The organism is Elstera sp., from assembly GCF_044372965.1.
Taxonomy (GTDB): Bacteria; Pseudomonadota; Alphaproteobacteria; order Elsterales; family Elsteraceae; genus Elstera.
Window position 1 is genome coordinate 1 of record NZ_JBILQX010000091.1, and the last position, 13,422, is coordinate 13,422.

Sequence of the window (13,422 nt, forward strand, 5' to 3'; positions counted from 1 at the left end):
GAACGCCTTTGTATTGTTCGGCATAATCTCCGCCCAACGACAGGCGTAACCCGATCCGATCTCCAACGCGGGTTGTGCCAACGAGAGAGCCGTTCTTCTGACCGTCATTCCCAAAGCTAACGCTCGCGCTATTCACGGAATCCGTCAGAGGGTTTGTCGTGACAATGTTAATAACCCCGGCGGCCGCATTAAAGCCAAAGAGCGCACTGTTTGGGCCGCGCACCACTTCAATTTGCTGAATTTCAGCCAATTGAACGGGCAATGTACTCCAGGCTACCAGCCCATAATGATCAAGATAGACCTGCCGACCATTGATCAAAACGAGCAAGCGCGGCGCGCCCGGCTGATTGTACCCGCGAACGGCCACGTCGTAGCTTCTTGCCCCGCTTGATTCGACGGATAAGCCCGCAAGGCGCTGTAAAATAGTGGGAATATCTTTAGCGCCCGACCGTTTAACATCCGTCTGGGTAATAATATCCATATTGGCCGGAACTTCGGTCACGCGCTGAGGTTTGCCCGTCGCGCTGGTGGTGACGGGTTCGCCGAATAATTGCTCTAGTTCGCTGTAATTGATCCCCTGGGCGATGGCCGGGGCCGTTGCAACCGTGCTGAGAAGGGCGATAAGCGATGTGCGGAGGGAAGCAAAGGCCTTCATGTTAAATCTCCTTAATCATCATCCGGAAGGACGCCGAGAACGCAACGCCGACGGCTCCGGCAGCAGCGCGGCTTACAATAATTTCCACTTTGGGTTCGCTTTTTACGCCGACCGCGCATTTTTCGGCTTGGACGCAGCCCAGGTCGGTAGTGACGGATAAGATTCCCTTATCCTTGATCGCCGCTACGATCTGCTCGTATTGCGACGACAAGCCTTCGGTTACAAAAATAACCTTCAAGTCATTAATCTCACTGCCTAAAGCGGTTATCGGGATTGCCTTTGCTTCAAGCGTGACATTGCCCGACTTTAACCCTTTGGCCAGCGTGTCTTGAACCGCCTTTAGGTCCGCCTCGGACGCCGAGTTTCCTGGAGCATACACCACACCGACCACGACCGATCCAGTCAGAGGTTTTTCTAAAAAACCCAGGGCGCGGCCAAGAACTTGCAGGTCTTTTGGCGTTGTTTCAGCCCAAGAAAAGGATGAATAAAAACAAAATGACGCAAATATGGCTACACTAAGACTCATAAAATTTATGTATTTTATTGATATTTTCATCACGTCACTCCAGTGACAAGCGTTTAACGTTAACAAAAAACTCCAGATAAACCCAAATTAATCTGGATTATTGCTTATAAAACCTAAAAGGGTGTGCATGGTTGATCTCATGATTAATTATCTATAGTTGTATTGTTGTAAGGTGGTGATCTTCTCGGTGATTTTCCCAAAGAAAACATAATCTTGATCTTACGAATTCACCCATGTGGGTGTTGTTGCGTAAGTTAGACTCTGCTCTATATTTTTAGCAGAACGCGATTTTAATATTTAGCTAAATTTATACTAAAGAATATACCAAGGCATCAGAATGCCCCTCGAAAAAGCGACTCGCTTAAATGCTCATTTTCTGCTTACCTTTTTTTAACAGATCGGTATTACTGTGAGGTGTGATCCATCGGGGATCATCTAGACAAGACTCACAACAAGGAGCCACACCCATGCTGTATATGAAGAAGGAGGACCCTCTTCCGGCCCGTGAACGCGCGAAGACCCGTTCCACGCCGCCGATCAGCATCACCGCCGACACCCAACGGTTCGGCTTTTGGATCATGACGGGCATGCCGCTTCCGGTACGCCTGTTTCGGCCGGTGGCTCCGGCCCGGAACACTCGGTAATCCCCCGATTGGATCGTCTCCCATGACGTGACGCATCCGGCCCCGCCAGCGCAGCGCTTGCGGGGCTTTTCTTTGATGCTTTTCAGAAACCGTGGCGCGCGGTAGGGTTCGCCCCATGACGCAGCGCACCAGCTTGGATGATCTCGACCGGCGGCTGCTGGGACTTCTGGATCAGAATGCCCGCGAGCCCACGGCCTCGCTTGCCCGCAAGATCGGCCTGTCCCGCTCGGCGACCCAGGAGCGGATCGCGCGGCTGGAGCGGGATGGGGCGATTGAAGGCTATACGGTGCGCCTGGGCCGTAGCGGTGTTTCGGACCGGCCCACGGCCTTGCAAGCCCATGTGTTTCTGTCGTTGGACGCGCGGGCGGGCAACAGTCTGCCGCAAGCCCTGCGGATAAGGCCCGAGGTGAAACGGTGCCACACAGTCAGCGGCGAGTTTGATATGATGCTGCTGGTCGCAGTTGACGGGGCGAAAGCGCTGGATCAACTGTTAGACGATATCGGTCGATCCCCTGGCGTGCGCCGCACCCAATCGGCAGTGGTTTTGGATATGAAATTTGAACGGGGCTAACGCGCGATGAACCTGCCTTTTCTGCTCGATTACCGCGCCCGGGGCGAAGAGAGCAAACCGGCGAACCCTCTGCGCGGCAGCCCTGTCACCCGCGTTGCCAATCAATATGTTGGCGCGAACGGGCATTTCTTTTGCGGCATTTGGGAATCCACCGTCGGCGCGTGGGAAGTGAACTACACCGAGGAAGAGCTGTGCGTGCTGCTGGCGGGTAAAGTCCGCCTGATCGCCCGCGATGGCGAAACGCGCGAGTTCAAGGCCGGGGATTCCTTCATCATTCCGGCGGGCTTCATCGGCGTTTGGGAAACCTTGGAGCCCGTCCGCAAGCTCTACGCGGTGGCAGAAGCCTCGATTTAAGATGGAGATTGCGCGCTATTCCCGGCATCTGCTGCTAAAGGAAATCGGCGGGCCGGGGCAGGCGAAACTTTTGGCCGCCACCGTCGCCGTGATCGGCGCGGGGGGCATCGGCAGCCCGGCGCTGCTCTATCTCGCGGCGGCGGGGGTGGGGCGGCTGGTGGTGATCGATGATGATACGGTCGATCTCTCGAACCTCAATCGCCAAATTCTGCACACAACCGCGCGGGTTGGCGCGTTGAAAACCGACAGCGCGGCCAAAGCGCTGGCGGCGCTCAATCCCGGCGTTGACGTGATTCTGCGGCCCGAGCGCGCTACCGACGCCAGCATCGACGCGCTGATCGCCGGGGCCGATGCGGTGCTCGACGGCAGCGATAGTTTCGCCACGCGCCGCCTGGTGGCGGAAGCCTGCGCGCGGGCGAAAATCCCGCTGATCTCCGCCGCTGTGGTGCAGCTTTCCGGGCAGTTGACCGTGTTCAAACCCTACCTCGGCCCAGGCCACCCCGGTTTCCACGATCTCTACCCAACTCCGCCTGCCCCAGGTGCCTTGCCGTCTTGCGCCGAAACCGGCATCCTCGGCCCCGCTGCCGGCGTGATGGGCAGCCTCGCCGCCGTGGAGGTGGTGAAGGAACTGCTCGGCATCGGCGAGTCGCTGTCGGGCTGGCTGCTGATGTACGAGGCGCTGTGGAGTTCGCTGGATCGGGTGCGGATTGGGTGATGGTGGAAAATTCGGGCAAAATTGAACGGATGACGATTCGCGGATTTAAATCAATCCGGGAGATGTATGACCTTGAGTTGAAAGATATTAATATTCTCATTGGCGCAAATGGGGCGGGGAAGACTAATTTTGTCGGGATATTTAGTTTTCTATTAAAAATGGCACACGGTGAATTAGACCATTATGTGAAAAGAATGGGTGGGGCTGGAAGGGTGCTTCATTTTTCTGGAAAATTTTCTGAAGAATTAGCGGTGAGAGTTGATTTTGAAAGAGGGCACTATAATTCCGTTTTTGATCTCGGAGTTAATGATAAATTAGAAATTCTTGTAGAGCATGGTCATATTCAAGATGAAATAAATTCCGTTAGCGCTGCCACTACGCCGCCTGGCTATCAGGATACGGAGGGGCCAACATCATTACGAAAATTCTATAAAACTATCGTTGGATTTAAGGTTTTTCATTTTCATGACACGACCATCAGTAGTCGAATTCGTGCAACTTCGGATACCGTGGAGATGGATACTCTCCTGTCCGACGGTGCTAACTTGGCCGCATTTCTTTACTATCTACAGGAAAAGCACCCAAGCCATCTTGACTATATCGAACAGGTGGTTAGGAGTATCGCCCCCTTCTTCCAAAGGTTCTTATTAAAACCTGATCCCGAGAATGAGCGCTTTATTCGCCTCCGCTGGCGGCACATCGGCGCAGAAGAAGCCTTTGACGTCAGCGACCTCTCGGACGGCACCCTGCGCTTCATCGCCCTGGCGGCGCTGCTTCTGCAACCGAACCCGCCGCCGACGATTATTATCGACGAGCCGGAACTCGGCCTGCACCCTGCCGCGATTGCTCAACTGGCCGCGATGATTCATCAAGTTTCACCGGACGTGCAGATCATCGCGGCAACCCAATCGCCGACCTTCGCCAGTTATTTCGGTTGGCAAGATTTCATCGTGGTTGAACGGAAAGAGGAAGCCTCAACCTTCCGCCGCCTGACGGAAGAGGAGGTGAAGCCCTGGCTGGAAGACTTCTCGATGGGGGAGATTTGGGAGAAAAATATTATCGGCGGGCGGCCCTAATGATTCACCTAGCGATTTCCGTTGAAGGCGGCACCGAGGAGCGCTTGGTTAAGGAAATTCTCAAACCACATCTCGCTCATTATCATGTCGATGTTGTTAGCATTGTGAATTTAAAAGGTGGTGTGAGTTTTGGTCGCGCGGCAGCCGATATTGAGCGGCTTCTCAATAATCCCCACCATCAGTATGTAACGACACTTTACGATTTTTATGGGTTCTCGGGACGGCAAGAGGCCGATAGTGCCGCGTCTTTAGAGGGGCGGTTTTCTGCAAATTTTCGGAATTCTGAGAAACTCTTGCCCTATATCCAGCAATATGAAATTGAGGCACTACTCTTGTCATCACCGAAAATTCTGGCGCATTATTTTGATCTTCCCACAAAGACAATGCGCGAAATTGATGCGGTGGTACAGCAGGCGCGCGGGGCCGAGAATGTAAATGATTCTGTTTTGAACAAGCCTTCTGGAAGATTAGAGCGTTGGACAAAAGGCGGGCCAGCGCTGAAGCGGTATCAGAGCAAGGCGAAAGCGTTTCATTTCGTTCCTATTTTAGAGCAGATCGGCCTTCCAACCATCCGCGCCCAGTGCCCGCGCTTCAATACCTGGTTAACAACCCTCGAAACCCTGGCAGAACGTTCCTAATGCCTCCCACCTTTGCCCGCGCCATCGCCACCGTTGGCGGCTTTACGATGCTCAGCCGCGTGCTGGGGTTTGTCCGCGATGTTGTGCAGGCGGCGGTGCTCGGCGCGGGGCCGGAATCCGATGCGTTTTTGGTGGCGTTCAAGCTGCCGAACTTCTTTCGGCGCCTGTTTGGCGAAGGCGCGTTTAATGCCGCGTTCGTGCCAGTTTTCGCCGGGCTGCTGGCGACCGAGGGGCACCGGCGCGCGGTGATGTTTGCCGAACAGGCGATGGCCGTGCTGTTGGCGGCCTTGATCGTGTTTTTGGGGCTCGCAGAAGCGGGCATGCCGTATCTGACGATGGCGATGGCCCCCGGTTTCATTAACGATCCGGAACGATTCAATCTTACCGTCGATCTGGCGCGCATCACCTTTCCCTATTTGCTGCTGGTCTCGCTCGCCTCGTTGCAGTCGGGGGTGTTGAATAGCCTCGACCGCTATGCGGCGGCGGCGGCGACGCCGATCTTGCTGAACCTCTGCATGATCGCGGCGATGCTGGGGCTCGCGCCGATCTTGGGCAAACGCGGGCTCGACGGGGTGGCGGAAGCGCTCGCCTGGGGCGTGGTTGCCTCCGGCGTGGCGCAGTTCCTCTGGTTGGCGGCGGCGTGTCATCGGGCGAAGGCACCCTTGCGCCTACCGCGCCCACGCCTGACGCCCGAGGTGAAAAAGCTCCTCAAGCTGCTGCTGCCGGGCGTGTTGGGGGCGGGGATCATGCACGTCAATGTGATGATCGATATGATGATCGCCTCCCTGCTGCCCACGGGCGCGGTGACGCATCTCTATTATGCCGACCGGATTGCGCAACTGCCGCTCGGGGTTGTCGGGGCGGCGATAGCTACGGCGCTGCTACCGATGCTTACCCGCCAGATCCGTCAGGGCGAGACAGCAGCGGCGGAAGCCAGCCAGAATCGCGCGCTGGAATATGGGCTGATGCTCACCTTGCCCGCGACCGCCGCCCTCATTGCGCTGGCCGAACCGATCATGATCGTGCTGTTCGCGCGCGGGGCGTTTAGCCTTGAGGATGCCCAAGGCACGGCGTTGGTGCTGCAAGCTTTCGCGGTCGGCCTGCCCGCTTTCGTGCTGGTGAAAGGCCTCACGCCCGGCTTTTTTGCGCGGGAGGACACGCGAACGCCGGTGCGCTTCGCCGTGGTCTGCCTGATTGCGAATCTTCTGTTCAATCTGGCGCTGATGCCCTGGCTGGGCGCGGCGGGCGTGGCGCTGGCGACCAGCCTCTCATCGTGGCTGAATGTGGCGATGCTCGGTGTCACCCTGCATCGGCGCAAGTTGCTCACACTCGATGCTCGCTTGCGCCGCCGAAGCCCTCGTCTGCTGCTGGCCGCTCTCGTCATGGCGGGCGCGATTTTTGCCGCCCTGCCGTGGTTGCTGCCGATGCTGCAACCGGGGCAAAGCCTCCGCTATCCGATTTTCGCCGGGCTTTGCACGCTGGGCGCGCTGCTGTTTTTCGCCGTGGGGCACGCGCTCGGCGGGGTTAATCTGCGCGATTTGAAAGCGCTGCGGCGGAAGGGCTAGCCCAGCCACTGCCGCAACCGCGCGTCGGTTTCAGCGTCGGCGGGGTAGAAAGCCTCCAGCATCAGTTCCGATAGGGTAATGTCGGTCGGCGTTCCGAACACCGTTGTGGTGGAGAAGAGCGCGAGCGGCCCCACGGGCGTTTGCAGGCGCAGGGGCACCAGCACGCCGCCATAATCTGGCCCGCTGGGGGCGGCATCGCCTGAGCGCAACGCCGATAGTTCGGCTAACAGCGCTTTCAGACTGGCATCGGCGCGGGTGGCGACCTGGCGGCGCAGCCGGTCGAGCAAATGCGCGGCCCAATCGCCGAAATTCAGAATATGCGGCGCAAGCCCCTGCGGGTGCAGGCTGAGGCGCAATACATTCACGGGCGGCGCTAGCAGGCTTTGGTCTTCCACCAGTGCCAAAAACGGCGCAAGCGCCCGGTTGGCCGAAATCAGCGTCCAGCCCTGGTCGACGGCCAGCGCCGGGAAGGGTTCGTGACCTTTCAGAATCAACTCAATCGCCGCCCGCGCGGGGGCTAAGGCCGGATCGTCCAGCGAGCGCTCGCCATAGACCGGGGCGTAGCCTGCCGCTAAGAGCATTTGGTTGCGATCTCGTAACGGAACTTCAAGCCCCTCCGCCAATCGCAACACCAGCGCCCGGCTGGGGCGCGTTCGCCCGCTTTCAACGAAGCTCAGATGCCGTTGCGACATATCGATCTCCAACGCGAGATCGAGCTGGCTGATGCGCCGGTGCTGCCGCCAAGCGCGTAAGGAGTCGCCGAAGCTGGGCGCGGAGACGGGGGAGGGGGCGTGCGTCATGGTTCAAGAATAGCGTCTTTTGGGGTCGCGCCAATTACCTAGCGCGTAATCGACGGGCGTTCAGGGCGGCGGCAGAGTGCGGGCGGTTTCACTCTGTTTGGGAGCATTGTTATGATCGTCACGCCGCACCCCACCCTTCGTTGCGCTCTGCGTTTAGACGCCCTGGCGAGCGGGGCTACCTGCGGGCTGCTCGTCGTTGCCGCAGGTCCGCTGAGCCCTTTGTTCGGCCTACCCCACGCGCTGCTGTTCTGGTTGGGTCTCGGGCTTCTCCCTTATGCGGCCTTCCTGATCTTTCTCGCCCGCCGCCCGACCCTGGGGCGCGGCGTGGTGCGCTTGGTCATCGCGCTGAATGGTGTTTGGGTTATCGATAGTCTCGCCCTGCTGCTCAGCGGCTGGGTTACGCCGACGCTGTGGGGAACGGCGTTTGTGCTGGGGCAGGCGCTAGCGGTCGCTAGTTTTGCCGGGCTGCAAGCCTATGGCCTGCGCTTTAGCCTTGCTGCACGCCTCACGCCAGCCCACGCGTAATGACGAGGTGCCTCATGCTGACCTATGCCATCGCCCGACTGACCGTCACGCGCCCCGGACCCGAACTTTTCGAGTATCTGCGCCAGATCGACGCGACGCTAGACGCTTTTGACGGGCGCTATCTCGTGCATGGCGCGCCGATTGAGCGGCTGGAAGGCGACTGGCCCCTAGGCGACCTCATTATCCTTGTATTTCCCGACCGCGCCGCCGCGCAGACTTGGTACGCCTCCCCGGCGTATCAGGCGATCAAACCTTTGCGGACGGCCAGCGCCGAGGGCGATGTTATTTTCGTCGAGGGGGTTGCGGCGGGCCATCGTGGTGCCGACCTGCTGGCATATCTTGACCCGCCCCCCTCGGTTCCGCGATAAGCAGGGGCATGAGCAAGCGCATTTTCTCCGGCATTCAGCCGACCCATCACCTGCATCTCGGTAACTACCTGGGCGCTGTGCGCAACTGGGTGAAGCTGCAAGCGGACTTCGAGTGCATTTTCTGCGTTGTCGATCTGCACGCCCTCACCGTGCCGCAGGATCCGGCGGCGCTGCTGAAGGCGACGCGCGAAGTGGCGGCGACCTATATCGCCGCTGGGATCGACCCCGAGAAGAATATTCTGTTCAATCAATCGGCGGTGCCGACCCATGCGACGCTCGGCTGGTTGCTCGGCTGCATCACGCCGCTCGGCTGGCTGAACCGGATGACCCAGTTCAAGGAAAAGGCCGGTAAGCAAAAGGATATGGCGGGCCTGGGGCTCTATTCCTATCCGGTGCTGATGGCCGCCGATATTCTGCTCTACCACGCCACCCATGTTCCCGTCGGCGAGGACCAGAAGCAGCATCTGGAACTGGCGCGCGATATCGCCGGGGCCTTCAACCGTCAGTTCGGCACGGAATTCTTCCCCCTGCCCGAACCGCAGATTTTCGGCGCGGCCACCCGCGTGATGTCCTTGCGCGACGGCACCAAGAAAATGTCGAAATCGGATGAATCCGATTACTCGCGCCTCAATGTCACCGACGATGCCGATACCATCGCCCTTAAGGTGAAAAAGGCGAAAACCGACCTGTTCCCGCTGCCGGACAGCGTGGAAGGGCTGGAAGGCCGCCCGGAAGCCGCCAATCTGCTGAACATCTTCGCCGCCCTTAGCGATAAGCCGCTGGCGGAGGTGATCGCCGACTATGCGGGCAAGGAATTCTCAGCCTTCAAACGCGACCTCTCCGATCTCACGGTCTCCGTGATGGGGCCAATGTCCGTGCGCCTCAATCAGTTGATGGCCGATCCCGCCGAACTCGACCGCATCCTCGCGCGCGGGGCCGAACGGGCGCAGGCAATTGCAACGCCGGTGCTGGACAAGACCTATGATCTGATGGGGCTGTTGCGCCCGAAGGCGTAAAAAGGATCGGGGCGTTGCCGCCTGATGCGCTTTGCGCGTCAAACGCGCAGGGCCCCCAGCCAAGGGGCTTGCCCCTTGGCGATCCCATTTTCTTTTTACTGATGTGGTGAACTCCCTCCGTCCTCGCCAAAATGAATTGCGTTCCCCAAGGGCGCTGCCCTCGGGCGGGGGTTCGGGGGCAGCGCCCCTGATGATGGATCCACGGGACCAGCCATGACGACCTATGACGTTATCATTCTCGGCGCAGGGGCTGCGGGGCTCATGGCGGCGCTAACGGCGGGGCAGCGCGGGCGGCGGGTGCTGGTGCTCGATCATGCCGAAGCGCCGGGGAAGAAGATTCTGATTTCCGGCGGCGGGCGCTGCAATTTCACCAATCTCGAATGCACGCCGGATAAGTTTTTATCGAACAACCGGCACTTCGCCAAATCGGCGTTGGCGCGCTACACGCAGTTCGATTTTATCGAGATGGTGGCGCGGCATGGGATTGCCTATCACGAGAAAACCTTAGGGCAATTGTTCTGCGACGGCTCGGCGCGGGCGATTGTGGCAATGCTGCTGGACGAGGCGGCGCGCGGGGATGTGACGCTGAAGCTCAATCACGCGATTACCGATGTGCGCCGCACCGATCATTTCGTTATCGAAACGGATAAGGCTAGCTTTAGCGCCCCGGCCTTGATTCTGGCGACCGGCGGCCCGTCGATCCCCAAGATGGGGGCGACCGGTTTTGCCTATGAGGTGGCCAAACGCTTCGGCTTGCCGATCGTCCCGCCGCGCCCGGCCCTGGTGCCCTTCACGGCGGGCGGGGCGGAGTTGGAGTTGATGACCGGGCTCGCCGGGGTCGCGGTGCCCGATGCGCGCGTGAGTATCGGCAAGCGGGCCTTTCGGGAGGCGCTGCTCTTCACCCATCGCGGCCTCTCTGGCCCGGCGATCTTGCAGATTTCGAGCTATTGGCAGCCGGGCGAAACCCTGCGGCTGGACCTGCTGCCGGAGGGGGACGCGACGGAAGCCCTGCTCTCGGCCAAACGCAGCCGGGCGAAAGCCGAGTTGAAAACCGTTCTCGCCCAGCTTTTCCCGGCCCGGCTGGCGGCGGCGTTGACGCCCGAAGCGGCAGCGGGCAGGGCGCTGGCCGATCTGCCGGATAAGCTGCTCTTGGCGGTGGCGGAGAAAGTCCAGCGCTGGCCCTTTCTTCCCGCAGGCACCGAAGGCTACGCCAAAGCGGAAGTCACGGCGGGCGGGATCGATACCAAGGCGCTGTCGTCGCAAACAATGGAAGCTGCGAGCGTGCCCGGCCTCTATGCCATCGGCGAGGCCGTGGATGTGACCGGCTGGCTTGGCGGCTATAATTTTCAGTGGGCTTGGTCGAGCGGCTGGGCGGCGGGGATGGCGGTTTAGCCCTGCCCTCGCAGCGCGCTCGGCGTCACGCCCAAATAGCGCCGACAGGCGGCGCTTAGATGGGCATGGGAGGAAAACCCGGCGGCAAGCGCGATCTGGCTTAAATCATCCGGGCGGGTCCGCAGCAGGGCGCGGGCGCGGCTCAGTTTGCGATCCAGCAGATAGGCTTGCGGCGAAACCCCGAGGCTTGCTTTCACGGCGCGGGAGAAAAACCCCTCCGAGAGCCCAAGCGCGGCGGCAAGGGCCGCAACGCTGATGCCCTCGGCGAGCTGCGCCTCGATGAGTGCGTCGAGCCGGGCTAAGCGTTGCGGCGTTAGCCATCCGGCGGCGCGCGGTTTGGGGAGGGCCAGCGCCTCCCGTGCGCCCGCGACGAATTGGGCGGCCAGCGCCTCCAGTTCCAGCGGATCGATGCGGCCCGGCGCGAGCAGTTCTTGCCGAAGCCGCAGGGCGAGGGGGCGCAGGGCGGGGGCGCTAAGGTCGGTCGTTTGCGGCGCGGCCAGCGCGTCCGGCAGGGTGATCGTTAGATACTCGCCCCCGGTGGGTGAGCGTGACTGCACGGCGCAGTCGGGCGGCACATAGGCGAAACTATTCGGGCGGGTGCGGAACGGGCGCAGCCGGTCGCTATCGAACGCGTGCTGCCCCGTCTGCCCATCGAAAGCGAAGCCGAGCGCCGGTGCAGCCGCGCTGTAGCGTACCGCATAGGGCTGATGCGGCAGCAGCGTGAGCCGATAGGGGCCAGTGGCATAGGATGTCATCGGAAAACACGCCGATTGGGTCAGATGGGTGAAAGCCTAATGGCGGCGGGGGCGTTAGAGAAACCCCGTTGTTGCAGATCAGCCCCGGAGCCATACCATGCCCTTCACCCGTGACGCGCTCGCCGACGCGGCAGCCCTGATCTACCGTCAAATGCCGCCAACGCCCCAGTTCGCCTGGCCGCTGCTCGGGCAAAGGTTGGGGGCGGAAGTTTGGGTGAAGCATGAGAATCACACGCCCACGGGGGCCTTCAAGATTCGCGGCGGTATTACCTTTATCGATTGGCTGCGGCGGGCCCATCCGGAGGTGCGCGGGATTGTAACCGCGACGCGCGGCAATCACGGCCAAGCCCAGGCGCGCGCGGCGGCGGCGGCGGGCTTGACGGCAAAAATCTATGTTCCCCAGGGCAATGCGCGGGAAAAAAATGCCGCCATGCGCGGTTTCGGCGCCGAGGTTGTGGAATTCGGCGCGGATTTCGATAGTGCCAAGGCCGAAGCCATGCACGTGGCGGCGGCGGAGGGGCTGTTTCCGGTGCCGCCGTTTCATCCCGAACTGCTGCGCGGGGTTGCCACCTATGGGCTCGAACTTCTGACGGCAGTGCCCGATCTTGCAACAATCTATGTACCGATCGGCTGTGGGTCGGGCATCTGCGGCACGATTGCCGCCCGCGATGCTTTGGGGCTGAAAACGGAGGTGGTCGGCGTGGTATCGACCGAAGCGGCGGCGGCGAAACTCTCCTTTGAGACGGGCCAAATCGTTGAAACCGCCAGCGCCAACACTTTCGCCGATGGCGTCGCCGTGCGCGCGCCAGTGCCGGAGGCCTTTGCGATCTATTCTAAGGGCGCGGCCCGGATCCTTGCGGTCAGCGACGCGGAGATTGCCGATGCCGTGCGCATTTTCTTCCACGATACGCACAATCTTGCCGAAGGGGCGGGCGCGGTTGGCCTTGCGGGCTTGATCCAGGAGCGGGATCGGCAGCAGGGCAAGCGCGTCGCCGTCATCCTCTCGGGGGCGAATATGGATACGGAGATGACGGCGCGGGTGCTGGCGGGAACGCTTTAGCCTAGCCTCCGCTGCATCCACACTAAATCCAACCAGCGGTCAAACTTAAAGCCAACCTCTTTCATATGGCCACTAATTTCGAAACCGAACCGTTCGTGAAAGCGGATGGAGCCCGCATTATCGGCATCAATCGCGCCGATCATAATATGTTTGCCCATGGCTTCCGCCCGCGCGATCAACGGTTCTATGAGCAGGCCGCCAAGCCCCTTGCCGCGCTGATCATTTCGGATATGCACTGAATGTTCGACCGAATAGCGGAAGCCCGGCCAGGGGCCGCGAAAGGTACCGAAAGACGCATAGCCCAGCACCGCATCACCCTCGGTCGCAACCAGAACGGGATAGGCCTCCGCTTGGCGGGCGGCGAACCAGGCTTGCCGGTCGGCCAAGCTCACGGGATCGTCGATATAGACGGCGGTGGAGGTGGCGATCACCTCGTTATAAATCGCCAGAATGCCGGGAACATCCTCGGCGGTCGCATCGCGGAGTATCATGGGGGCCTCGCTGAAAGCTCGTACCCCCAGCATTGTCGGGGCGGGGCAGAAGGTCAATCCTCCTGCCCCTCCGATTCTTGCTGTCTAAGGGGTTAGAAGTCGAGGCGCGTGCGCAGGGTGAATTGCGTGCCCTCGTTGCTGGTTTTGCCGGTCTTCAGGCCGGTCGCCGTTTCGATATCGAAGAAGGCGGCGTCGGCCTGAAGCGATAGGCCCGGTGCGAGTTGATAGGCCCCGCCGACGCCGAAGACCTTATCGGTCTGGTCGCGCGCGC

At 60.4% G+C, this 13,422-nt stretch carries 17 protein-coding genes; 12 read left to right on the forward strand and 5 right to left on the reverse strand.

Annotation, left to right across the window (positions count from 1 at the left end):
* On the reverse strand, positions 1-655 hold a 655-nt coding region (locus tag ACIQ36_RS12180; RefSeq protein WP_395829584.1), incomplete at its 3' end, for a TonB-dependent receptor plug domain-containing protein.
* A gap of 1 nt (position 656) precedes the next feature.
* Positions 657-1,181, reverse strand: a complete 525-nt coding sequence (locus ACIQ36_RS12185) for a hypothetical protein (RefSeq protein ID WP_395829586.1) — start codon at positions 1,179-1,181, stop codon at positions 657-659.
* 467 nt (positions 1,182-1,648) lie between these two features.
* On the opposite strand from ACIQ36_RS12185, the gene ACIQ36_RS12190 reads away from it, so the two are divergent.
* The 7 genes from ACIQ36_RS12190 to murJ all read left to right on the forward strand — a co-directional run bounded on the left by ACIQ36_RS12190 (position 1,649) and on the right by murJ (position 6,744).
* On the forward strand, positions 1,649-1,825 hold the full coding sequence (locus ACIQ36_RS12190; RefSeq protein ID WP_395829588.1) for a hypothetical protein: 177 nt from the start codon (positions 1,649-1,651) through the stop codon (positions 1,823-1,825).
* A gap of 115 nt (positions 1,826-1,940) precedes the next feature.
* Complete coding sequence (locus ACIQ36_RS12195) at positions 1,941-2,396, forward strand: Lrp/AsnC family transcriptional regulator (RefSeq protein ID WP_395829590.1); 456 nt, start codon at positions 1,941-1,943, stop codon at positions 2,394-2,396.
* Between the two features lie 6 nt (positions 2,397-2,402).
* On the forward strand, positions 2,403-2,750 hold the full coding sequence (locus ACIQ36_RS12200; protein WP_395829592.1) for a cupin domain-containing protein: 348 nt from the start codon (positions 2,403-2,405) through the stop codon (positions 2,748-2,750).
* A 1-nt stretch (position 2,751) separates the two neighbouring features.
* Positions 2,752-3,465 (forward strand): HesA/MoeB/ThiF family protein, encoded by a 714-nt coding sequence (locus ACIQ36_RS12205; protein ID WP_395829593.1) that lies wholly within the window; start codon positions 2,752-2,754, stop codon positions 3,463-3,465.
* Entirely contained in the window at positions 3,432-4,541 is a 1,110-nt protein-coding gene (locus ACIQ36_RS12210; RefSeq protein ID WP_395829595.1) for an AAA family ATPase, read from the forward strand. Before ACIQ36_RS12205 ends, ACIQ36_RS12210 begins: the two co-directional genes overlap by 34 nt.
* Positions 4,541-5,179, forward strand: a complete 639-nt coding sequence (locus tag ACIQ36_RS12215; RefSeq protein ID WP_395829597.1) for a DUF4276 family protein — start codon at positions 4,541-4,543, stop codon at positions 5,177-5,179. Before ACIQ36_RS12210 ends, ACIQ36_RS12215 begins: the two co-directional genes overlap by 1 nt.
* A complete protein-coding gene (gene murJ, locus ACIQ36_RS12220; protein ID WP_395829599.1) occupies positions 5,179-6,744 on the forward strand; it encodes a murein biosynthesis integral membrane protein MurJ in 1,566 nt (521 codons plus the stop codon). The genes ACIQ36_RS12215 and murJ overlap by 1 nt, the downstream gene beginning before the upstream one ends.
* On the opposite strand, the gene ACIQ36_RS12225 is transcribed toward murJ, so the two are convergent.
* On the reverse strand, positions 6,741-7,544 hold the full coding sequence (locus ACIQ36_RS12225; RefSeq protein WP_395829601.1) for a helix-turn-helix domain-containing protein: 804 nt from the start codon (positions 7,542-7,544) through the stop codon (positions 6,741-6,743). The two genes, murJ and ACIQ36_RS12225, sit on opposite strands and share 4 nt — an antisense overlap.
* A 111-nt stretch (positions 7,545-7,655) precedes the next feature.
* Between ACIQ36_RS12225 and ACIQ36_RS12230 the strand changes: the two genes are divergently transcribed.
* From ACIQ36_RS12230 to ACIQ36_RS12245, 4 genes are all read left to right on the forward strand, one after another.
* Positions 7,656-8,069, forward strand: a complete 414-nt coding sequence (locus ACIQ36_RS12230; RefSeq protein ID WP_395829603.1) for a hypothetical protein — start codon at positions 7,656-7,658, stop codon at positions 8,067-8,069.
* A gap of 14 nt (positions 8,070-8,083) precedes the next feature.
* Positions 8,084-8,437, forward strand: coding sequence for a DUF1330 domain-containing protein (locus tag ACIQ36_RS12235; RefSeq protein WP_395829605.1), 354 nt, complete (start codon positions 8,084-8,086; stop codon positions 8,435-8,437).
* Between the two features lie 8 nt (positions 8,438-8,445).
* Positions 8,446-9,453 (forward strand): tryptophan--tRNA ligase, encoded by a 1,008-nt coding sequence (trpS, locus tag ACIQ36_RS12240; protein WP_395829607.1) that lies wholly within the window; start codon positions 8,446-8,448, stop codon positions 9,451-9,453.
* A 213-nt stretch (positions 9,454-9,666) separates the two neighbouring features.
* A complete protein-coding gene (locus tag ACIQ36_RS12245; RefSeq protein ID WP_395829609.1) occupies positions 9,667-10,845 on the forward strand; it encodes an NAD(P)/FAD-dependent oxidoreductase in 1,179 nt (392 codons plus the stop codon).
* Here the strand turns inward: ACIQ36_RS12245 and ACIQ36_RS12250 are convergent.
* The gene (locus ACIQ36_RS12250) at positions 10,842-11,600 is read right to left on the reverse strand and encodes a helix-turn-helix transcriptional regulator (RefSeq protein ID WP_395829611.1); all 759 of its coding nucleotides are present in this window, start codon (positions 11,598-11,600) and stop codon (positions 10,842-10,844) included. The genes ACIQ36_RS12245 and ACIQ36_RS12250 overlap by 4 nt on opposite strands.
* A 97-nt stretch (positions 11,601-11,697) precedes the next feature.
* On the opposite strand from ACIQ36_RS12250, the gene ACIQ36_RS12255 reads away from it, so the two are divergent.
* Positions 11,698-12,660, forward strand: a complete 963-nt coding sequence (locus ACIQ36_RS12255) for a threonine dehydratase (RefSeq protein ID WP_395829613.1) — start codon at positions 11,698-11,700, stop codon at positions 12,658-12,660.
* On the opposite strand, the gene ACIQ36_RS12260 is transcribed toward ACIQ36_RS12255, so the two are convergent.
* Positions 12,657-13,151 (reverse strand): GNAT family N-acetyltransferase, encoded by a 495-nt coding sequence (locus ACIQ36_RS12260; protein ID WP_395829615.1) that lies wholly within the window; start codon positions 13,149-13,151, stop codon positions 12,657-12,659. The two genes, ACIQ36_RS12255 and ACIQ36_RS12260, sit on opposite strands and share 4 nt — an antisense overlap.
* Between the last annotated feature and the right edge of the window lie 271 nt (positions 13,152-13,422).